This is a genomic window from Sulfurovum sp. (assembly GCA_026990595.1).
Lineage (GTDB): Bacteria > Campylobacterota > Campylobacteria > Campylobacterales > Sulfurovaceae > Sulfurovum.
In genome coordinates this window covers 18,548-39,782 of the sequence record JALXCZ010000047.1, presented here as the reverse complement: position 1 = coordinate 39,782, position 21,235 = coordinate 18,548, and the positions used below count along the sequence as shown (strand labels likewise).

The following is a 21,235-nucleotide window of genomic DNA, read 5'->3' as shown; positions in this document are numbered from 1 at the left end:
TTAAATAAACTGTTGTTGTGTATTTATCATAATAGAAAAGAGTATTACTTAAAAATGATATTCACTTTTTACAGAAAATACGTTATGCTAATCGATTAAATCAAAAAATGGAGAAGAAAATGGCAAAAAGAGTTTTAATGATCCTGGCTATGGGAACAGCAGCAATACTTTTTAGCGGGTGTGCAAGTACAGCAGAGAACATGATGGCACAGGGATATGGATCGAATTACTCCCAAGGGTACGGTGACGGATGTGAAACCGGTAAAAAATCTGCAGGAGATATGTTCAGCCAATTCAAAAAAAATGTTAATCTTTTTAATAGAAACCTTAAATACAGAGAAGGCTGGAAAGACGGATACCGAACCTGTAAAGCTGAGTTTGAGCAGATAGAAAGGAATACAAGAGCAGCTTCAAGAGATCAAGCGATACGTGACAGTTATAAACAAGAGAACAGCTATGATAAAGTAGCAAAAGATGCAGCACGTGACAGCATGGACAACATGTCAACTTCTGACAGAAAAGCTCTTCAGAATTTCGGCAAATAACTACAAAAGTGCTGTTTTGTACCTTTTCTGTTTGTTATTTTTTTAAAAACAATCTTTCACACAGTATTCATACATCCAAACTTGGCACAATCGAAAAAAAAGAGCCAAAGATGTCATTCTCTTTTTGTCATTTTTAGTATAGAATATGAATTAGATTATCAGAAAAAAGTGGGGATGCCGGTCATCATTATACGCGGGCATTATAAGCAGTTTTTAAAGATGGAAATAGACCAGTTTAACGAAGATGTGAGAGAATATAGTAGAGAAATGGGAATAGTGCAATAAAAAAGAGGTTTATTTTTAGTGTGGGTAAAAGTCTGCTATCTTGAAAATTTATGTAGTTTCCCAGTATGAAGAACTTTTTAGGAAAGATCAAAGACCTTTTCCGTAAGCAATTCTCTATATATTACAGCATAGGTAGAACCGGATGATAGGATGAAGTTCTATGATTGCTTATGATAAACTTATAGTTAGAGTCATATGAAAATCATAACAAAAAAGGAAATTAAGTGAAAAATTTAGTATTATTACCGATTTTATCGGCACTTTATATCTCTACAGCCAGTGCAGATTTTAAAAATGATCTGGCAAATATATATGCAGAAGGGGTCAACAGTATTCTCTTCTTTACCTCTGAAGATATCATCAGTTCAGGATATTATACGTTTGATGATTCGGATACAACACTTGATACACACTTTCTTCCTTTTACTTACCAGTTTAAAAGTGACAGTGATTTTTACAATTTCTATGCAAACGGGAGCGTAGGATTCAGTAAATACGAAGAAGAGCATATTGATTTTGGCAGAGGGGTAGAAGATACAGAAAAAATGACCACGTATGCAGTTAAAGTAGGTGGTGGTGTCCGGTTGAATATTTTACCTGATACCGATATGATGATGGGGGCAGCCTATATCTACTCTAAAGTGAATGGTGACTACAAAACATCTCAATCATTGGATAGGAATAACCCTGATGATAAAGCCATAGATGATATTCTAAACAGTAACCGGACACATCATACCTATGAGCTCTCTACATCTATAGGCTACCATCCGATGATCAATGCATATCAACCTTATTTTAGAGCAGGGATAAGACACTTTAAGACCAATGTGGACAGTGAGTATGCAACGATTTCAGATACGACCTCCCTCATTACAAAACTTAAAGCAGGGGTGATCACTCCTGAGCTTACCAAGATATATGATCTTCCTCTGAAGCTTGAAATATATGCTTCAGAAATATTTTTGGCAGGAGATATGGATGATGTAGTGGGATGTGATAAATTTTTTGTTCTGGGAACGACATTTCACTTGGCAAGTCCTGTAGAAAAAGAGTGGATCAAAGAAGTAACGTTAGATATCAATATGGTACGTGGTGACAAGTTTGACGGATTTAATTTTGGGTTTGGTTTAAGTTTCTAAACTAAAGCCCATCTAGGGTAAAATCACGTAATTCAAAATAACAGGGTAAGAAATGTTTGATACGTTAACTGACAGTTTTAAAAATGCCATTGGAAAGATTCGTTTCCATGATGATGATAAGGCGCTCAAAAAAGCAACAACAGAACTTAAAAAGTCACTTCTTAAGGCTGATGTGCATCATAAAGTTGTTAAAGATCTTATTTCAACTGTTGAAATTGAAACAAAAAAGAATGGTGTAGGTAAAGATAATTTTCTTCTTGCTCTTCAAAATAAACTTACAGATATTCTTACGATAGAAGGTGCACCAAAAGGATTCACCTTTGCATCCAAACCACCGACTGTGGTACTGATGATCGGTCTTCAGGGCTCAGGTAAAACAACAACCACAGGGAAATTGGCATATTTCCTTAAAGAGCAAAAGAAGAAAAAAGTCCTTGTAATCGCAGCTGACCTTCAACGACTTGCAGCGGTTGAACAGCTTAGACAGATCACTTCCCAAATAGAAGTAGAACTGGTAGCAGATGAGAATACAACACCGACACAGATCGTTAAACAGGGGCTTGAAAAGGCCCAAAAAGAGCTTTATGATGTAGTACTGATAGATACTGCAGGTCGTTTGGCAATTGATGATGAGCTGATGGGTGAGTTGGCTGAGGTAAAAAAAGTAGCCAACCCTGATGAACTCTTCTATGTAGCTGATGCCATGACAGGTCAGGATGCTGTCAGAACAGCACAGACCTTTAAAGAAAAGATCGGTATAAGCGGTGTGATCTTGACCAAGTTTGATGGTGACTCCAAGGGTGGGGTAGCACTTGGTCTTACACAACAGGTAGGTGTGCCTCTTCGCTTCATTGGTGCGGGTGAGAAAATGCCTGATTTGGAGCAGTTCATTGCAGACCGTATTGTCAGTCGTCTGATGGGGGCAGGGGATGTGGAATCCCTTGCAGAAAAAGCTGCTGCTGCCATTGATCCTAAAGAGGCAAAACGTATGACCCAAAAGATTAAAAAGGGTCAATTCAATTTTAATGACTTCCTGGGTCAAATGGAGCAGATGAAAAAACTGGGAAGCATGAAATCCATCATGGGAATGATACCTGGTATGGGTAATATGGCAAAACAGATTGGTGATATGGATCTGGAAAACTCTGATGAGATCAAGATGATCAAGGCAATGGTCTCTTCGATGACACCCAAAGAGAGAGAAAATCCTGATCTTCTGAACAATACGCGTAAAAGACGTTTGGCTACAGGTGCCGGACTTGATCAGGCAAAGGTCAACCGTGTGCTTAAACAGTTTAAGAATGCTGCAAAGATGGCAAAGAAGATGTCAGGAAAAGGCGGGATGAAACAGATGCAGGATATGATGAAACAGATGCAGGGCGGTGGTGGTTTCCCTGGTATGCCTCGTTAACATTTATATTTAATAAAATTTTTATACTTATTATGGTAAAATCGCGTTCCGTTAAGCCTTGATGAGTGTTTTAGTCATTAAAAAGCAGTTGTCAGGACTTGATAGTTAGATACTTTATACCTCAAAGTGATCTATCATGCAAAGATAACATTTAAAAGGACACAATATGACAATGATCAGAATGACAAGAATGGGTAGAAAAAAGAAGCCATTTTACAGAATCGTAGTGACAGACAGTAGAAAAAGAAGAGATGGTGGTTGGATCGAAGCGATCGGTCACTATAACCCGGTATCTGCAAATAAAGATCTTACACTCGATGAAGAAAGATTGAACTACTGGTTAAGCGTTGGTGCACAAATGAGCCCAACTGTAAAAAGACTTGCAGGTAAATAATCTCTAATGGTAGATGCATTCCTTCGTTCTTATACTCAGCTTTTAGTCGAGCATCCTGAAGATATTTCTATAGAGATAAAAGAGATGGATGAGAATTTCGATGAGATCACAATCTTTGCGAATAGTGAAGATATAGGTAAGCTCATTGGTAAACAGGGACGCATGATAAACTCCATAAAAACAGTTATCTCAGGCTGTAAGGCAAAAGGCGGTAAAAATTACCGTGTTAATGTAAAGCCTGCAGACTAAGACTATGTCCCAAGAACAATTTTTCATCGCTCAGATCGGGCGAACAATTGGACTCTGGGGCGACCTTAAATTCCACCTCCATACAGATTTTCCGGAACAATTCAAGGTAGGGCATACCTACAAGAGTAATCGAGGTGATCTTACGATTTCCGATATAAATTTTAAACGCGGTACAATCCGTTTTCAGGGCTATGAAAGTATTGATGCTGCAAAAAAACTGACAAATGCTAAAATCTTTTCGACAATGGCACAGACAAAAGAGAATTGTGATCTTCGGGAAGGAGAGCATTTTTGGTTCGATATTATCGGTTCTACCGTAAAACAGGGGGATGAGGTACTGGGTGTGATTGAAGATATACAGCGTATGCTTGATACAGATTATCTTTCCATAAAAACTGATCCTGCACTGATAGAAGCAGGGATGCCTAAACATTTTCTCTTACCTTATATCAAGCGTTATGTGATCAAGGCAGATACAGAAGATAAAGTAGTCTACACACAAGATGCCAAAGATATACTTGAGGCAAGTTGATGCATTTTTCTTTTGTGACACTTTTCCCCAACCTTATTAAAGGGTATTTCTCAGAAAGTATCTTAAAACGTGCGATTGAGGATAAAAAGATCTTTATAGATTTTTTTAATCCGCGTGATCTTACAACGGATAAACATAATCGTGTAGATGCACCGATGATAGGTGGTGGGGCAGGGATGTTAATGACTCCGCAGCCCCTGATAGATACATTGAATGTAATAAAAAAAGAGTCTCCTGATGCTCACATTGTTTTTGTTACACCTGTAGCAAAAAGATTTACACAAAATGATGCAAAACGTTTGGCAAAAAAAGAGCATATTGTTCTTGTTTCCGGACGCTATGAAGGTATAGATGAAAGAGTCATAGAAGCACTGGCAGATGAACTTTTCTCTATTGGGGATTTTATTTTGACCGGTGGAGAGCTGGCAAGTATGGTGGTCTGTGATGCTATTAGCAGGAATGTGGATGAAGTCCTTGGTAACAGTGATTCGTTAAGTATAGAAAGTTTTGAAGAATCACTTCTGGAAGCCCCTTCATTTACAAAACCTGTAAATTATGAAAACAATGAAGTCGTTTCAGAGTTTTTAAAGGGTAATCATAGTAAAATCACGGACTTAAAAAGAGGGCTTGCTTTGTGTAAAACAAAGTATTTCCGCCCAGACTTATACAAAAAAGGTATAACACATGAGAAATAAATACATTGAAAGCTTTGAGCAAGCGCAATTGGAAAACAGAAATGTTCCTGAATTTAGAGCGGGTGATACTTTAAGAGTAGCCGTTAGAATTAAAGAAGGTTCTAAAGAGAGAGTACAGAACTTTGAGGGGCTTTGTATTGCGATCAGAGGTCAAGGTACAGGACGTACTTTTATGGTAAGAAAGATCGGTGCCAACTCTGTTGGTGTTGAAAGAATCTTCCCGCTTTACTCTGACAGTATCGAAAGTATTGAAGTCGTTAGAAAAGGTAGAGTTAGACGTGCTAAATTATTCTATCTTAGAGAACTCAAAGGTAAGGCAGCACGTATCAAAGAACTCCGCAGAAAATAATTTTTCTTTCTGCCTTCCCGTATCTTTGTGGGAATTGTTCAGCTACTTACTATTTGTAGGTTGGTTCTTCATAACCTACAAATCTACGTAAAATCAAAAAGAAATCTTTATTTTTTGAAATATTGTAAGTTCTTTTATCCAAACCCACAAATCTAAGCACAACTATTATGAAATAATCTATTTTAATGTAAATTAGTACTCATATACTCCTTCCTTATTTGACATTTTTACTATTAATTTTTGATATAATGTTTTTCAAAATCACCAAGGATAAATTTTAATGCTATTAAAGATCAAAAATAGGATCATCTCTCTTCTCCAGCTTCTGCTTGTACTTATTTTTATTATTTTTGAAGAGTTAATATGGGAGGGCATCGCCAAACCTATTTATGATGCAGTGCATTCCCTTAAAATATTGCAAAAAATAGAAGTAAAACTGCAACGTGTAAATCCTTTTGTAATCCTTGTATTTTTTGTAGTATTACTTGCTGTAGTAGAGACTTTCGGTATTTATGCAGGTATGCTCTTTTTAAGTGGCAGAGTTATTATGGGACTTTCTTTGTATCTTATGAAGATACCTATAGCAGCATTTACATTTTGGTTATTTAGGGCTACAGAAGAGAAGCTTATGCAGTTTGGATGGTTTAAGTGGATCTATGAGCGTATCATGCAGGGAATAGATTGGCTTAAATCACTTCAGATATATAAAGACACCATGGTGCGTCTTGAAAAGCTCAAAGAGACTTTAAAACGATTTAGGAATAAGGTAAAAGAGAGATATTTCAAAGAGGAGAGTCCTCTTGTGAAAAAATTGAAAAAGTATTACAGACATCTTAAAGACTCTTTGGATAAATAATATGCATAAAGTGTTTGACAAAAAAATATGGTGGGTATTGCTACCGATCATTGTGTTACTTGTTATACTTTTTTCTATAGAGCAGAGTCGTACTTTTTTGATCGCATTATTGTTGCGTATGCTTTTTTTTGCAAAAAAACATATTATTATGATACTGAGTACATTTTTTTTGGTTAAAGGGAAATTTATCTTCACCCTTTTTCTAAAAAAAATGACATTTATCGGTGCTACGGGCTTAAGTAAACGTTATCTTATAGAAAAAGTGATCAGTAAAAATCTAAAAATACATTTTTTTGATCCTATCAGTGATGATATAAAACGACTTGTTGCCTATATTAAAAAAAATTTCGCTACCTTTCCTCTGGCAAAACAGTTAATTACCGGTATTACGTTTTTAGGTTCGTTGGGGTTTATAGGTAAACTCATGGGTGGAATGCTTGTTATGAAAGTCTTTATTGCAAGGTTCTGGAGTCTGCTTTTAGCGATTTTTCTTAAAGTAACGACAGGTGTAGTTTATTTTTTTACGGATTTTCTCTGGGGAAGCTGGATCGCACCGCTTGTAGAAGTATTACTCTTTTCATGGATCTTAGAGTGGATGGAAAATATACCTTTTTTGAAAAAATATTTAGTTAAGATCTATGCTTTTTTGATGGATCTATTTATATGGATAGAGGTGTATTTGGAAAAAGTGTTTCATCTCCCTGTGAGACGTTTTTTCAAATATTTGGTACGAAGGATCAAAAAGAGTATTTATACTTTTATAGGGTATGAGAGAGTTTCTGCCTGGAAACGTTTACAAGAAGTACGAGAACTTGTACCAAATTATCATATAAAGCTGTTAAAAAAGCGTAAAGTAGTTTTAGAAAAAAAGAAAAGAACCTATATCTCTGTGAGGGAAAGATTACAAATTAAAAGAAGAAAGAGTTAATAAGATCGATTCTTCATCGCCTGTTGTGCTTCTCTGTCAAGTGTTTTTGCTTTCATGTCGGCACGTTTGTCATGCAGTTTCTTACCTTTGGCTATGGCAATGCTTACTTTGGCAAAATTACGTTCATTAAAATAGAGCATGAGTGGAACAATGGTTAGACCTTCTTTGTGGACCTTGATATAGAGTTTTTCAAGCTCTTTTTTGTGAAGTAAAAGTTTTCTAGGCGTCCGTGTGTCTCTACTGTAATGTTTATTGGTTGTTTCAAGATGTGCAATATGTGCATTCATTAGATGCAGTTCACCTTGAATAAAACGGCAAAAAGCATCTGAAAGATTGGCACGCTTGGCACGCAATGCTTTGACTTCACTGCCTTGCAGTACGATACCAGCTTCGAATTTTTCAAGTATCTCATAATCATGTCTGGCTTTTTTGTTTTGTGCAACGATATTGATAGCCAAGTTAAGCAGCCTTTTTTGTAGAATTATAGCACAAATAAGAGTGTAATAAACAGTAAGAGATATCTGCTTTCATTCTTTGTGTGGATAGGGTACAATATATTAAAAGTAAAAGGTAACATGTGCAAGAGAATCATCATTCATTTCAACTTTTAACGCAAAGTGTAGAACATGAGATAACACCCTATACAAAACATAAAACATTTAAAAAAGGAGAGGCTCTTTTTTCAGATGGTGCATTGACACACTATTTCTATGTGATCGTAAAAGGAAAAATAAAGAGTTATCAACTTAATTTGCAAAATGCCAAGGAACAGACTATCTTTATATTTAGAGAAGGTGATATGTTTGACACTATTATTCTGCTTGACGGGAAAGCACATGATGTGATGTATGAAGCACTTGAAGATACAGAGGCAATAGAACTTCCTATAGAAAAAGTAAGAGAACTTGTATATACCAACTCTGAATTTAATAAAAAATTCTTTCCATATCTTGCAATGCAAATGAGAAATATGGAGGAGTTGGCAACAGATATTTCTCTCTACACCACCTCTGAAAGACTTATTAAACTTCTATTGCAAAGTCTTGATCCTTCAAATGTGATGAAGTATAATTTGATTCATGGACTTTCTCATACCGAAATAGCCAAACTCATAGGTACGGTACGTCATGTGGTTGAACGACATCTTAAAGCACTCAAAGAGGATGGAATTATTGATGAGAAGAAGAGAAAACTTCAAATACTTGATGCGAACAAGTTACTGAAAAAAATAAAACTTATCTAACATTTAAAAATGCTACTAAAGTAGCATCAAATCCTATTCAAAATTGTTATTATATCTTTAAATATTTAGCCAAATTTATGCTAAATAAGAATTTACATAAAAAGGATATACGATGTTTGTAACAAGATATAACCCACACAATGAGTTCAGTGATGTAAAAAGAGGATTTGAAGTACTTAATACCATCATGAACAATCTTGATCTTGGCAGAGATGAAAGTGAAATTGCATCATTTCTTCCTGCCGTCAATACAAGAGAAGGTGAGGAAGCGTATTATATTGAGCTTGATCTTCCTGGTATTAAAAAAGAGGATATTGAAATCACCACAGAGGACAATGTTTTAACTATTTCAGGAGAAAGAAAACTTAAAGAAGAGGCAAAAGAAGAGGATTACTATAAAGTAGAAAGCCGTTACGGTAAATTCTCAAGAAGTTTTACGTTGCCTGAAAAGGTTAATGTAGAGGATATTCATGCTGAGTCAAAAGAAGGTGTTTTGGAAGTAGTAATTCCAAAGCTTAAAGAAGAAGAGAAAAAACCTAAAAAAATAGAGATAAAATAAGGAGAATATAATGGATATTGTAAAAACTGCAAAAGAAGTCGGACATAATGTTGAAGAAAAAGTTGAACATGGTCTTGAGGTAGCAAAAGAGTCATTTGCCAATGTTGCCAGTCATCTTCCCTTTGCGAATCTGGCAAAAAAAGGAAACGATACTTTTAGAGTTGAGATAGACCTTCCTGGTGTAAAAAAAGAGGATATCGTGCTAAAGGTGGAAGATAATATTCTAACTGTTAAAGGGGTAAGAAAAATGAAGAACGAAGTCAAGAAAGATGATTATTATCTTTGTGAAAGCAATTTTGGTCTTATTTCCAGAAGTTTTGTGCTTCCAGAAGGTATAGATACAGAAAAAATAGATGCCAAATATGAGGATGGCAGACTTTATGTCACACTCGAAAAAGAGGAATCTCGTAAAGCTAAAAGTATTGCTGTGAGCTAGAATATTTCAAGAGTAATCCTAGATTACTCTGATATAATTTAGAAAATCAATAACTATAGAGGCAACAAGATAATGAAAAAATGGTTTACAAACAATATAACTTTAATGATATTAAGTGGAGTTGTCTTTATAGGTGGTTACTTTTTCTTGCGTTTGGCATATAAAATCACAGATACTATGCCGTTTACGCAAGAGATCATTTTAGTTGTACTAGGTACACTCGCGACGATTTTAATTACGGCAATGCTTTTGAATAAACAAACAAGTGTAGAACTTGAAAAAGAACAAAGTGTTAAATTCATAGAGTTAAAAACAGAGACATACCAACGTCTTATAGATACGATTGAAGAGATTGTACTTCAAAAAGATGTCTCTCGAGAGATATTAACTAGGTTACAGTTTCATACACACCGTCTTGCAATTTTTGCTTCACCTGCCGTCTTAAAGGAGTATCAAAATTTTTTAAATATATTTAATCAGGAAGTTGCTGATGATAAACATATCAGTATACATGATGCCGATCTTCTCTCCGAAGCTTTGGCAAGACTTACTGTTTATATACGAGCAGATTTAGTTGGTGAATTGGATATACAGAGTGACCATACGGCAAAACAGATACGAGATCAGATTATTGCAAATGTAAAAGAGATGCAATGAGCTTTTTTTTCTTAACTAAGTACGGATTCTTTTTTAAATTTTTGCGCAAGTCTGTAATAAAAAGTCGCACGGTACTTTTTCCGAGTGCTTTTTAACTCCAGACATACTTCCTGTATTGCGGCATCAAGGTCTTTTTTGCTGAGTTTCAACCCTAATTTTTTCACAAGAAAGTTTCTTCTGACAGTGTCAAGTTCCTTGGGGTCAGAGCAGGATACCAATTCAGCATCCTTTCTGTAGATAGATGGTCCAAGATTTTTCACGATAATAGTTACAAAATCTTTATCTGCTTCACCGTAATGTTTCTTAATATCTTTGATATATAAAGCAATTTTTTCAGTTCTCTTACTTCCTTTTGGGGTACTTTTTTTCTTTGTTGTGTCAGTAGCAGTTTTTTTTGTAGTTACTGGTTTTTTCTTTTTTACAGTTGTTTTTTTCTCTACTTTTTTTTCTCTACTTTTTATTGTGTTTTTCTTTGTTTCAGTTTTTTTAGTGGTACTTTTCTTTATGTTTGAGTCTGTTTTAGCAGAGGAACTTTTAGCTATTGATGCTGTAGGATTAGACTCAAATTTGGCAGATGTGGTTTTTTCTTCTTTAGCAGGAGAGTCAGTATTCGCAAATTTACTTTTTACACTTTGTATAGCATTTTTAAAATCCTCGACTACAAGTGCTTCAGCACTTTTGTCAGGAATCTTTCGTTTTACTATTTTACTGTAGAGGACATCATCATCAGGAGGTGTTCCTATGGTCAAAATTTTTTTAAATATCTTTGTGATTGTTATAACAATTGCCATGATGTATCCTTTGGAGTTTTATTTTATTATAGCATAACCTCTTCATGTGTTTTTAATATATTGTATTATGATAAAAGTAGTTCCAAAACCAGAAAATATTAGTTTGTTTTTGGTTTAAAAAATGTGCTCCCGCTCCCGCTGAAAAACCATCCTTTTGTATCTAGCTTTTCTATCTCCGGATAGGTAGCAAGTGCAGCAGGATAGAGATCATTTAAAGCTATAGGATCAGCGATGAGACCAAGTAGGGTTTTTGAATCTATTTTTTCCCATCCGAAAAATGAAGTTGGATCCATTGTTCGCATAAGGTATTTGTGGTATGTTTTGTAAACTTCAGAAGTATCACATCCCAATTCAGGAGTAAACAGTTCTAAGCTCAAAGGAGGCTCATCAAAAGGATGTACCACTTCTCCAAAACCGCTTACATTGGCAGAGGGATAGTTGTAGATGAAAAAGGGAATGTCTGCACCGATCTTACTGCCTATTTGTGCCAACTCTTCTGTGGAGAGTAGGAGATTACAAGCCTCTTTGACTAAACGCATAAAAGCAGCAGCATCTGAACTGCCTCCGCCTAAGCCTGCCTGAGAAGGTATACGTTTGGTTACAACCACCTTGTGTTTGTAAAAGAAGTTCAGAATGTCCAGATCACCTGTATATTCATTAAGTATTTTGTAGGCTTTGTAAATGGTGTTGGACTCCAAGGGTACACTCTCACACCCCTCTATGGTAAAACTATCACATTCGCAGGGTATGAATTCTATGGTATCGTAGAGATCGTCCACTCTTACAAATCTTGAAAGCAGAGTATGGTAACCCTCTTTATGACCGGTGATCTTTAAAAAAATATTTACTTTTGCATGGGCTTTGATGCTGTACATTCATTTTCCTCAAATTTTGATATTCTGTTAAATCGGTATGCAACCTCTTGGTTATGTATCTCAATAATAGAGAAAAAGTTTAATGTCTCAATAAGATAGATACCGTCCTCTTTAGTGTCAAAATAGTCTATAGAAAGTTTTTTCCCTAACTCTAAATATGATTCTTCTCCCGTATAAATATTGGAAGGAATAGCTAAATGGGTAAAGGGATCAAGTGCTTTTTCATTGTCATAGTAAAATTGTCCCTCATGGATACGGTGAAGGCTGGAAAGTGTACCGTCAACTCCCAGCTTATCTGCAAGGAGAGCACCAAGAGAACGGATGTAGGTTCCTTCGCTTACTTTGGCTTCAAAATGTACAAAAGGGTGGTTGTAGTTGATAAGCCTGATGTCGTAGATGGTAGAAGTGATGGTTTTAAGTGCTACTTCTTCCCCTTGGCGTGCAAGTTCATAGGCACGTTTTCCATTAATTTTTTTAGCACAGAATTTTGGAGGATAGTACGTTAGTTCTCCCTGGAGTGAAGCAAGTATATCTTTAATAACCTGCTCTTTAAAAGCTCCTGTTTCTTTAATGCTGTCTATCTGTTCAATATCAAGACTGGGAGAATTTGCTCCCAGCCATAAAGTTGCTTTATAGCTTTTGGGTGTTTTGTTTAGATATTGGAATAGCTTTGTATATTGCCCTGTAGCCACAATAAGGCAACCGGTAGCAAAGGGGTCAAGCGTACCAGAGAAGCCTACTTTTTTGGTACTATATTTCCGTTTGACATAGCGCATATAGCCGTTTGATGTTCTGAAAATGGGTTTGTTGACGACAAAAAGTCTGTTCACTGTTCTTTCCTCGTAGTGCACCTTGAGCTACATTAGATTGACTGTACGAAAGAGCTCAAAATCTCTTTTTTGTTCCCACCGAAATTAATGAGAAGTTTATATTCTTTACCGGACTTGTTGGCAGCCTGCACTCGTCCGATACCAAAGATCTTGTGTTTGACCAGGTCACCTTTTTTAAAGGCTGAGCTCTTGGTTATTTTGAGGCTTGTATCTTGAATGAGCCCGGCTTCTCCGAGAAAACGGCTCTTGTCTATCATTTTACGACGACCTTTATAGAAACGGCTGTCGACATAGCAAAGGGTAAGATCCGACTTGGCTCTGGTGATGGCAACATACCCTAAACGACGCTCCTCTTCCATATTGCATCCATCACCAAGCAGAGGAAAAAACTCTTCTTCCAGTCCTATGACAAAAAGGTGTTCAAACTCCAATCCTTTGGCGGCATGAATACTCATGATCGTAATGGCATTCTCTTCTATCTGATCCTGATCACTCTGTAAAGAAATGTCATTGAGAAATTCGTCTAAAGTAAGATCCGGATTTTTAATGACCGCATCTCTGAAGTACCCATAAAATTCATCGATATTTAAAAGACGGTCAAACCCGTCAACCATGCCTGCATAGTGATCTTTGAGTTTAATACGTTCTTCAAAAAGTGTTATGAAGTTTCCAAGAGAATTTTTTATCTCTTCTTGTAAAAGTTGAATATCTTCAACAAGGTTAGCCAGCGCAGATGCTACTTTTTTACTGACAACTACAGGAAATTTACCACCTATACTTTGTTCTATATAACTATAAAGTGAGAGATGTGTATCAAAAGCAGCTTTTTGCAGCTTTTCTATAGAGGCTTTTCCGATTCCTCGTTTGGGTTTATTGATAATACGAATAAGTGAAAAATCATCATGAGGGTTTGAAAGTACCCTAAAATAGGAGATGATATCTTTAATTTCTGCACGTTCATAGAAGCGCATACCACCTATAAGCTTGAATGCAAGTCCCTCTTTGCTAAAACCCTCTTCAAGTGAACGTGAAAGCGCGTTAATACGGTAAAGTACTGCTATCTCATCCGGGTCAACCCCTTTATCTAAAAGTGTATGTATCTGGTGTGCGATAGCTTTTGCTTCCATAGATTCATCCAGTGAGTGTAGAAGTTTCACATCCTCACCACTTCCTTTATGAGAAGTAAGTTTCTTGCCTAAACGGGTAGAGTTGTGTTCTATCAGGGTATTGGCGGCTTTTAGAATAGGATCTGTAGAACGGTAGTTTGTTTCAAGTTTGACAACTTTTGTCTCTTGAAAGTTATCTGAAAATTCTAGGATATTACGAATATTTGCCCCTCTCCATCCATAAATACTCTGATCATCATCTCCCACTACACAAAGATTGTTGTGTTCTGAACAGAGATGTTCTAGTAAACGGGACTGGAGTTCGTTGGTATCTTGATATTCATCGACCATAATGTATTTGTATCGGTTGCTTGTCTCGCGCCGTAGTGCATCATTTTCATCAAGGATCTTATAGGTAAGCATAAGAAGATCATCAAAATCTACAAGATTATTCTCTTCGATATTTGCCTGATACTGTTCATAGATTTTTGCTACTTTTTTATAGTCTGGAAGTTCTGCTTTTTGTAGTACGATTTCAGGTGTTAGCAGAGAATTTTTATATTTTGAGATCTCTGAGGCAATAAATGAAATGTTTAGGTCAATCTTCAACTCTTTGGCAATAGAACGCAAAAGACGTTTTTTGTCATCGCTGTCAATAATAACAAAAGTATTACTTCGTCCCAGTTTTTCAATATGGAATTTTAAAAAAAGCAGACCAAACTTATGAAAAGTACATAAAAGAGGAGGATAGGAGACTTTGTTTGAGATGAGTTTAAGTGCACGTTCTCTCATCTCTGAAGCAGCTTTATTGGTAAAGGTAAGAGTAAGTGTATTGGCAGGATCAATACCTACTTCTCCTACAAGGTAGGCAAGTCTTGTTGTCAGGGTTTTTGTTTTTCCGCTTCCTGCGCCGGCAAGAATGAGCATAGCCCCATCAATATGTTCAACCGCTTCACGCTGTGAAGGATTGAGTTCCTCTAGTATCTGTTCCATAAGTTTATTACACTCCTATATAGTAGATATTATATCGTTAAAATAATTAAGATGAGCTCTATGGATAACTATAAGTAAAATGAATTTTACATAATTAATAAGAAATCCTTATGCACAGTTAAGTATAATTTGTTACAATACAAATAGTTAAATTTTTATATGTAAAATAATAAGGGGAAGTAATGTTAAAAGATTTTGTAAAGTTGGAAACTTTTTTGACGGTTGCCAGAGAAAGAAGTTTCTCTAAAGCTTCAGCCAAACTAGGCATATCCCAACCAGCAGTAACACAGCAAATAAAGTTTATTGAGAAATATCTTGGATGCAAGACTATTGAGCGTAAAAAGAATGGGATCAAACTTACAGGTGAGGGTGAAGAACTTTACAAAATTGCTGCAAGGCTGGAAAAAGAGATCAACTCCTCGGAGAAAGACATATTAAAGATCATCAATAAAGAGATGACTTTTAGATTGGGAGCATCCTACACGATTGGAACCTATGTGATTCCCGGAGAATGTCTCAATGCTATGAGTGAAGCGATCAATAATGATGTGAATTTAAGTATTGATGTAAGTGATGCTATTGTTCAAAAACTTAAAGATAGAAAATTGGATGTCGGGCTTATTGAATCACCAGTAATAGATAATGACCTTATCTATAGAGAATGGCTTGAAGATGAACTTGTTCTTGTCAGTAATGTTCCTATTCCCAAAATTGTTAAAACAGAAGAGTTGTATGAGTATCGATGGATCTGTCGGGAAGAGACTTCCCATACCAGACGCGTTGTCTCTGAAGTGTTTGAAGAACTGGGTGTCTCATGTAAAAGTTTTGATGTAGTGAGTGAAGTGAGTAATACGACTGCGGTACTGCAAACGATCAAAAAAAGTAAAAAAGATCCTGCCAAGCCGGTTGTAACCATTATTTCCAAACATGCAATTGCAGATGAGGTTGCTGCAGGTGAACTTTATGAAGCGCGTTTAAGAGGATTTACTATGATACGCAAGTTTTTCATTGTTTACTCGAAGGAGAATAAACACAATGCGTATGTGGATAATGTAGTAGACTATATCTTAGCAGGGCAATGCTAAGATTTCTTTTTCTTGATAAGTTTTTTATTCTCCGGATTATTGAGTAGGGCTTCCATGGAACTTTTTTGTTCAACTTTCTCTTTTTTGACAGGTTGGGCAAGATTCAAGACGATAGGATGATCACCTACAAATAACTGCTTTATAGCAAGTAGAGGTACCGTGACTGTTGAGCCGAAATTCTCCTCTCCGAACCCTGCTTCAAAAGAGAAATACCCTTCTTCAAGTGTTGCACTCTCAAAGGTATATCCACTTAAAATAAAAAGTACTGTTTCTTGAAATGTTTCTTGTACACTTAAAGGAAGTTCAGGGGTGAAATGAACATTTTTTATTTCACATGCAAGCGCGAATTCCTGATTTTTTGTAAAGAGATATCCTATGGTTTTTTCTATATGCTCTTGTATCAGTGCTCTGTATTCCGGTGTTTGAAAAAGGTTAATAGTCATTGATCCTCTTTGTATTGTGCTATATTAAAATGATTTAGGATCTTAAATCCTATCATAGCATTCATTAGAGCAACTTGTGTGTAGTGAACTATATCTTTTTTTTTGATATCTTTTTTCAAAAGAAATCCTTCATCAAGCAGTTTAGCTCTCATAGTACCTTCCAAAAGAGGTTTTGTTGGTGTAAACCATTGTATGCCATCATAAAAGGCGATGTTTGAAATAGTTGTATCGGTCAAATATCCCTCTTTTTCTATGATGATCTCGTCAATCCCCTCTTGTCCATGAAGCAAAGCGTCCAATGCTTCTCTATGGGCATATTTATGATCATATTTTATGGTTGAGGAGATAATCTTTAATGTGTGTATCTCTTTGGGTACATAAGGAAGATATTCAATAGAATGAATGGTTTTGTTATAGAGAATACGACAGCGGTAAACTCCCTTTAGAGGTGCTTTGATCACAGAAGCAAGATCTAAACTGTCATGCAAACCAAAAAGTGCTTCTCTGCTTTTGTCGCAGCGTGCCTGATGATAGGAAAGGTTATGGATATTTCCATCTTCTATTTTGATCGTTTCTAAAAGAAGAGGCAATGGATACGCCTAAAAAAGTTCGGTAGAGAGGTATCGCTCTGCCGTATCACAAAGGATGGTCACGATCACTTTGCCTTTGTTCTCAGGTTTAAGTGCTGTTTGATAGGCAGCATGGAGATTGGCTCCGGACGAGATACCTACAAGCAAACCATCTTCTTTGGCTACTTTTCTTGCCATGTGGAAAGCATCAGTGTCTTTAACTGCAATCGTTTCATCATAAATAGTAGTATTGAGAATATCAGGAATAAAGCCTGCGCCTATACCTTGTATTTTATGTGGTCCAGCATTGCTCCCACTGAGTACAGCGGAAGTTGCAGGTTCAACAGCGATAGCAGTGAGTGACGGAAGGATTTCTTTCAAGGCTTCTGAAGTACCTGTAAGTGTCCCGCCTGTACCAACAGCTGCAATAAAGATGTCTACATTTGCGTTGGTGTCATTAAGTATTTCTACTGCTGTTGTTTTTCTGTGAATCTCAGGGTTATCAGGATTTTGAAATTGCTGTAGTACAAGTGCATCATCCATCTCTTTTTCTAATGCATTGGCTTTTTCAATAGAACCGTTCATCCCCATAGATGCAGGAGTCAGCACTAGTTTGGCTCCCAGATAAGTAAGCAGTTTTTGTCTCTCAATACTCATTGAGTCAGGCATTGTAAGTATAAGCTTCAGACCTTTGGCAGCACAGATAGCCGCAAGTCCTATACCTGTATTTCCGCTTGTAGGTTCAATAATGGTTGTTTTTTTAGTAATCTTGCCCGCTTCTATAGCTTTATTGACCATGTTCAGTGCTATCCTGTCTTTAACAGAGGAAGTAGGGTTCATGAATTCACATTTCCCCAAGATCGTAGTACCTGTTTCATTAGAGAGTGAATTGATCCTAACCAATGGAGTGTTTCCTATAAGCTCTTCAATACTGTTTGCGATCATATTACCCTCCTTTAAATATTAATTTATATTATACTATATTATCATTTTTATATAAGTGGCTTAAATTCATAATCTTCATCATTATAATAGTCAATATGACCGTTTTCTATATCATAATGCCAGCCATGCAAAAAAAGTGAACCTTCCTCAACACGTTGCTTTACTGCCGGATAGGTAAGTAGATTATCCAGTTGATAGACGACAGAAATCTGTTCTGTGTAATGCAAGAGTTCTTCTTTGGGAGAACTCTTGTGTGCAAGCAGCGCTACTTTTTTGGCATCAGCTCCCAGCTCCAGCCATTTGATCGTATGAATATTTTCCGGAGTCTGTTGTATCTCTTTATAAAGAGCACTTATCGCTCCACAATGGCTATGTCCGCAGACAATGATATCTGAAACCTTCAAGATACTTACGGCATATTCTATGGCAGAAGCGGTAGCATGGTAGTCAGCCTCTGGGTTAAAAGGTGCAACAAAATTACCGATATTTCTTACAATAAACAGATCTCCCGGTTTACTTCCGGTAATCAATGCAGGCATCACTCGTGAATCAGAGCATCCTATAAAAAGAGCTCTTGGATTTTGACCCTCTTCTACAAGTTTTCTAAAGCGGTCTTCATTTTTTTTGAATTTTACTTTCTTAAACGAGGCATGACCTTTCCCAAAATCTTCCAAACGTTTGTCCATTTACTTCGCCTCCTTAATACTATAGGCTATCTCTTCCCCAGCATACATAGGTACTACACCATTGTAATCTGTCGGAACTTTAAATGGTTTTTTCTCAAGTGTTACGGTTTTGTTTAGGGGGGTTACCCCATAAATTTGTTGTGCATTGTCAGAGACAAAAGCTTGCAGATTATCCAATGCATGGTGTTTTTCAAAGAGTTCAACTAAAAGTTGCAGTGCGATAGGTGCTGTAAATACTCCGGCAGCACAGCCACAGTTTTCTTTTGCATGTCTTGGGTGCGGTGCTGAATCTGAACCAAACATCACTTTTGGATGTGCTGCCAATGCGACTTTAAGCAATGCTTCTTTGTCTTCAGGGCGTTTGGCAATAGGTTTGCAAAAAAGATGAGGCTGAAGCATACCGCCAGCTACATCATCAAGAGTAATAAGCAGATGATGGATCGTGATCGTCGCATAAAGGTTCTCAAATCTATCTAGTGCAGCGACACTCTCTTTTGTGGTAATATGTTCCATGATGATCTTGAGTTTAGGAAAGGCAGCTGCAAGTTTTTCATAAATAGAGACAAACTCAGCCTCTCTGTCCATCACAAATCCATTGGTCTCCCCATGCACACACAGAGGAATGTTCAGATCACTCATCGCCTCAAGGGCAGGACGTAATTCTTCTACGTCAAAACCACTCACTCCACCTTCTGAGTTGGTGGTTATACCCGCAGGATAGAGCTTGATAGCAGTGATCTTCTCTCTTATGGTTTCAAGAAAAACTCTATCATAATCTGGTTTGAAAAAGAGTGTCATATAGGGGATAAAGTTTTCATTCCCAATCGAATCCATAATACGTTCTTTATAGGCAATCACTTCTTCCTTACTGCTTACTGGGGGAACAAGATTTGGCATTACAATAGCCCCTGAAAAAGTATGGGTGCTTGCCTGTGCGATATTCTCCAACATCTCTGTGTCTCTGAGATGCAGGTGCATATCAAGTGGTGCCTGGAGTGTAAGTTCCATCAAAGTCCTTTAAAATATAAAACTGGTTTTTATTTTTTGGCACAAGCCAATAAAGTATTTTCATTTTGCCATAATTTGCATTAGATATGCGTAAAGCAGAGGTCTTTGGCGGTGTGTAATGAATGAGCGGATAGTCAATACCTCCGGCAAATAATTGATTGCATCGTAAAATACGCAAAGAACTTTTCCAAAGTGCTTGATGTGGGACATTGAATTCAAACTGCCATTTTGCGTACTCTGAACAGGTAGGATAGTATCTGCAGTTTGCCGGTAATATTTTTGAAATATACTGATAGCCTTTAATAGGCGCTATCCAGAATTTTTTCATTTCAGATCCTTTATGACTGTACCGTTTTGTATCATATACGACTTTGACATATTCACACTATGATAGATCGTGGTACCATACTTTTTACTATAATATTCTAACAAGAGTTTTTGTAAAGTAGGCTCTATGGAGGGGGTAAACCAGCCATTATTGCTTAAGACGATCATATTTTCAGGATGACCTTCATAGAGTTTTTCACTTGTGGCTTCAAAACAAATAGCATTTCGGTAGGTGGTATTATTTATACGATAGTCCACAACATTTTGGCTTGCCTTATAATCTACGGCACCATCATAAAACACTCTATTGACCCAGTTGCTTAAAAAATCAGGAAGGGGGTTGCTTTCTCCAAAAGGAACAAGGACTACTTTGTTTGCAACAGATACTTTATTCTTAGTAAAAATATAGGCAGAATTTCTTGGTGTCTTACCATCCCAATAGAGACCACCTGTGATGATGGAAATATGTTTAGCTCTTTCTTGCAGTTTGTCTATAAGCGTTTGAGAATGATTGATAAAGACAGGAAAAACAGATTCGGGCAGAATCACAAGTGTTTTATGTTCATCAATAGCTTTGTCTATAGAAGCAAAGAGCTTTTTAAACTGTTTGGGGTGAAGTGCTTCATTCCATTTGTCTTCTACCGTGGTATAGGTCGTGACTATCTGCACAGTATCAGGTATATGATGGTTCATTTGTATGGTAGGTTGATAGGCAAGAAGCGTGAGAAAAAGATAAAGAAACTGTTTTTTCCATAGACTTAGAACTATAGCCAGTAGAATAATACCAAACTGCCATTTTTCTATGCCAAGATAACTCTCTATAAACATCAGTTCAGGTTTGTACCAGTCAAAACTGAAAGGGTGGAGGTAGCTTAGCACTAAAAGCCCTAAAGCTTTTAGTGCTAAAGCGAGGAATGTAGAGTGGGTTGTCCCCATCCCGATAAAATAATTGGAAATTTTTTCAGCTATCCATGCAATACATAAAAATATTATTCCGTAAGCCAATCCTACAAAAAGTATGACAAAAGGGATTGCCCATATCATATGGTAGTGTTTGAAACTCAGTCCTATCCACCAGAACCAGAGAATACCGATAAAAAAACCGTACCAGAACCATGTTTTTTTATCTTGTTGAAGTAGAAGATAGAGAGAAATGATAGCTAAAAGAGTGTTAATCAGTGCAGAGGAGAAGCCATAATGGTTGAGGTAGATAAAAGCTGAGCTCAAAAGGGAGATAGCAAAGCCTCTTATTAGTACAAAGGTGCTAATATATTGTCTAATTTTATTCAAAAGGAT

General features: G+C 36.6%; 28 protein-coding genes. 16 read left to right on the top strand and 12 right to left on the bottom strand.

Annotated elements, in window-relative coordinates:
• Positions 1-119: 119 nt before the first annotated feature.
• From MVE01_RS09115 to MVE01_RS09065, 11 genes are all read left to right on the top strand, one after another.
• Positions 120-545, top strand: a complete 426-nt coding sequence (locus MVE01_RS09115; protein WP_472561874.1) for a hypothetical protein — start codon at positions 120-122, stop codon at positions 543-545.
• Between the two features lie 81 nt (positions 546-626).
• Entirely contained in the window at positions 627-830 is a 204-nt protein-coding gene (locus MVE01_RS09110; RefSeq protein WP_472561873.1) for a hypothetical protein, read from the top strand.
• Between the two features lie 224 nt (positions 831-1,054).
• Positions 1,055-1,972: a hypothetical protein gene (locus MVE01_RS09105; RefSeq protein WP_472561872.1), complete on the top strand. Its 918-nt coding sequence runs from the start codon at positions 1,055-1,057 to the stop codon at positions 1,970-1,972.
• A 52-nt stretch (positions 1,973-2,024) separates the two neighbouring features.
• Positions 2,025-3,383 carry a signal recognition particle protein gene (ffh, locus tag MVE01_RS09100; protein WP_472561871.1) on the top strand — a complete coding sequence of 453 codons (1,359 nt, stop codon included), beginning with the start codon at positions 2,025-2,027 and terminating at the stop codon, positions 3,381-3,383.
• A gap of 166 nt (positions 3,384-3,549) precedes the next feature.
• Complete coding sequence (gene rpsP, locus MVE01_RS09095) at positions 3,550-3,777, top strand: 30S ribosomal protein S16 (protein ID WP_472561870.1); 228 nt, start codon at positions 3,550-3,552, stop codon at positions 3,775-3,777.
• Between the two features lie 6 nt (positions 3,778-3,783).
• Entirely contained in the window at positions 3,784-4,026 is a 243-nt protein-coding gene (locus MVE01_RS09090) for a KH domain-containing protein (protein WP_472561869.1), read from the top strand.
• Between the two features lie 4 nt (positions 4,027-4,030).
• Positions 4,031-4,558, top strand: coding sequence for a ribosome maturation factor RimM (gene rimM, locus MVE01_RS09085; protein ID WP_472561868.1), 528 nt, complete (start codon positions 4,031-4,033; stop codon positions 4,556-4,558).
• Positions 4,558-5,253, top strand: coding sequence for a tRNA (guanosine(37)-N1)-methyltransferase TrmD (gene trmD, locus MVE01_RS09080; RefSeq protein WP_472561867.1), 696 nt, complete (start codon positions 4,558-4,560; stop codon positions 5,251-5,253). The genes rimM and trmD overlap by 1 nt, the downstream gene beginning before the upstream one ends.
• A complete protein-coding gene (gene rplS / locus MVE01_RS09075) occupies positions 5,243-5,602 on the top strand; it encodes a 50S ribosomal protein L19 (RefSeq protein WP_472561866.1) in 360 nt (119 codons plus the stop codon). The genes trmD and rplS overlap by 11 nt, the downstream gene beginning before the upstream one ends.
• A 280-nt stretch (positions 5,603-5,882) precedes the next feature.
• Positions 5,883-6,458 (top strand): hypothetical protein, encoded by a 576-nt coding sequence (locus MVE01_RS09070; protein ID WP_472561865.1) that lies wholly within the window; start codon positions 5,883-5,885, stop codon positions 6,456-6,458.
• A 1-nt stretch (position 6,459) separates the two neighbouring features.
• Complete coding sequence (locus MVE01_RS09065; protein WP_472561864.1) at positions 6,460-7,386, top strand: hypothetical protein; 927 nt, start codon at positions 6,460-6,462, stop codon at positions 7,384-7,386.
• On the opposite strand, the gene smpB is transcribed toward MVE01_RS09065, so the two are convergent.
• On the bottom strand, positions 7,383-7,844 hold the full coding sequence (smpB, locus tag MVE01_RS09060; protein WP_472561863.1) for an SsrA-binding protein SmpB: 462 nt from the start codon (positions 7,842-7,844) through the stop codon (positions 7,383-7,385). The genes MVE01_RS09065 and smpB overlap by 4 nt on opposite strands.
• A gap of 119 nt (positions 7,845-7,963) precedes the next feature.
• Here smpB and MVE01_RS09055 point away from each other — a divergent pair, with 119 nt between their 5' ends.
• From MVE01_RS09055 to MVE01_RS09040, 4 genes are all read left to right on the top strand, one after another.
• Positions 7,964-8,629 carry a Crp/Fnr family transcriptional regulator gene (locus MVE01_RS09055; protein ID WP_472561862.1) on the top strand — a complete coding sequence of 222 codons (666 nt, stop codon included), beginning with the start codon at positions 7,964-7,966 and terminating at the stop codon, positions 8,627-8,629.
• Between the two features lie 112 nt (positions 8,630-8,741).
• Positions 8,742-9,188 carry an Hsp20/alpha crystallin family protein gene (locus MVE01_RS09050; RefSeq protein ID WP_472561861.1) on the top strand — a complete coding sequence of 149 codons (447 nt, stop codon included), beginning with the start codon at positions 8,742-8,744 and terminating at the stop codon, positions 9,186-9,188.
• A 10-nt stretch (positions 9,189-9,198) separates the two neighbouring features.
• On the top strand, positions 9,199-9,624 hold the full coding sequence (locus tag MVE01_RS09045; RefSeq protein ID WP_472561860.1) for an Hsp20/alpha crystallin family protein: 426 nt from the start codon (positions 9,199-9,201) through the stop codon (positions 9,622-9,624).
• 72 nt (positions 9,625-9,696) lie between these two features.
• Entirely contained in the window at positions 9,697-10,281 is a 585-nt protein-coding gene (locus MVE01_RS09040) for a hypothetical protein (RefSeq protein ID WP_472561859.1), read from the top strand.
• 11 nt (positions 10,282-10,292) lie between these two features.
• Here the strand turns inward: MVE01_RS09040 and MVE01_RS09035 are convergent, their stop codons facing one another.
• The 4 genes from MVE01_RS09035 to MVE01_RS09020 all read right to left on the bottom strand — a co-directional run bounded on the left by MVE01_RS09035 (position 10,293) and on the right by MVE01_RS09020 (position 14,876).
• The gene (locus tag MVE01_RS09035) at positions 10,293-11,072 is read right to left on the bottom strand and encodes a DUF2853 family protein (protein ID WP_472561858.1); all 780 of its coding nucleotides are present in this window, start codon (positions 11,070-11,072) and stop codon (positions 10,293-10,295) included.
• A 98-nt stretch (positions 11,073-11,170) separates the two neighbouring features.
• Positions 11,171-11,947: a 4-(cytidine 5'-diphospho)-2-C-methyl-D-erythritol kinase gene (locus MVE01_RS09030; RefSeq protein WP_472561857.1), complete on the bottom strand. Its 777-nt coding sequence runs from the start codon at positions 11,945-11,947 to the stop codon at positions 11,171-11,173.
• Positions 11,917-12,777: a tRNA pseudouridine(55) synthase TruB gene (gene truB / locus MVE01_RS09025; RefSeq protein WP_472561856.1), complete on the bottom strand. Its 861-nt coding sequence runs from the start codon at positions 12,775-12,777 to the stop codon at positions 11,917-11,919. Before truB ends, MVE01_RS09030 begins: the two co-directional genes overlap by 31 nt.
• 32 nt (positions 12,778-12,809) lie before the next feature.
• Positions 12,810-14,876, bottom strand: a complete 2,067-nt coding sequence (locus MVE01_RS09020; RefSeq protein WP_472561855.1) for an ATP-dependent helicase — start codon at positions 14,874-14,876, stop codon at positions 12,810-12,812.
• A 182-nt stretch (positions 14,877-15,058) separates the two neighbouring features.
• On the opposite strand from MVE01_RS09020, the gene MVE01_RS09015 reads away from it, so the two are divergent.
• On the top strand, positions 15,059-15,961 hold the full coding sequence (locus MVE01_RS09015) for a LysR substrate-binding domain-containing protein (RefSeq protein ID WP_472561854.1): 903 nt from the start codon (positions 15,059-15,061) through the stop codon (positions 15,959-15,961).
• On the opposite strand, the gene MVE01_RS09010 is transcribed toward MVE01_RS09015, so the two are convergent.
• From MVE01_RS09010 to MVE01_RS08980, 7 genes are read right to left on the bottom strand one after another with little or no spacing between them, the layout of a single operon-like run.
• On the bottom strand, positions 15,958-16,404 hold the full coding sequence (locus tag MVE01_RS09010) for a hypothetical protein (RefSeq protein WP_472561853.1): 447 nt from the start codon (positions 16,402-16,404) through the stop codon (positions 15,958-15,960). The two genes, MVE01_RS09015 and MVE01_RS09010, sit on opposite strands and share 4 nt — an antisense overlap.
• Positions 16,401-16,994 (bottom strand): aminotransferase class IV, encoded by a 594-nt coding sequence (locus MVE01_RS09005; RefSeq protein ID WP_472561852.1) that lies wholly within the window; start codon positions 16,992-16,994, stop codon positions 16,401-16,403. The genes MVE01_RS09010 and MVE01_RS09005 overlap by 4 nt, the downstream gene beginning before the upstream one ends.
• Positions 16,995-17,003: 9 nt before the next feature.
• Positions 17,004-17,918: a cysteine synthase A gene (gene cysK / locus MVE01_RS09000; RefSeq protein ID WP_472561851.1), complete on the bottom strand. Its 915-nt coding sequence runs from the start codon at positions 17,916-17,918 to the stop codon at positions 17,004-17,006.
• A 47-nt stretch (positions 17,919-17,965) separates the two neighbouring features.
• Entirely contained in the window at positions 17,966-18,604 is a 639-nt protein-coding gene (locus MVE01_RS08995; RefSeq protein ID WP_472561850.1) for a carbonic anhydrase, read from the bottom strand.
• The gene (gene pyrC / locus MVE01_RS08990) at positions 18,605-19,612 is read right to left on the bottom strand and encodes a dihydroorotase (protein WP_472561849.1); all 1,008 of its coding nucleotides are present in this window, start codon (positions 19,610-19,612) and stop codon (positions 18,605-18,607) included. It lies immediately after the preceding gene.
• Entirely contained in the window at positions 19,584-19,940 is a 357-nt protein-coding gene (gene yidD, locus MVE01_RS08985) for a membrane protein insertion efficiency factor YidD (RefSeq protein WP_472561848.1), read from the bottom strand. Before yidD ends, pyrC begins: the two co-directional genes overlap by 29 nt.
• Positions 19,937-21,229, bottom strand: a complete 1,293-nt coding sequence (locus MVE01_RS08980; protein WP_472561847.1) for an apolipoprotein N-acyltransferase — start codon at positions 21,227-21,229, stop codon at positions 19,937-19,939. Before MVE01_RS08980 ends, yidD begins: the two co-directional genes overlap by 4 nt.
• Positions 21,230-21,235: the final 6 nt, after the last annotated feature.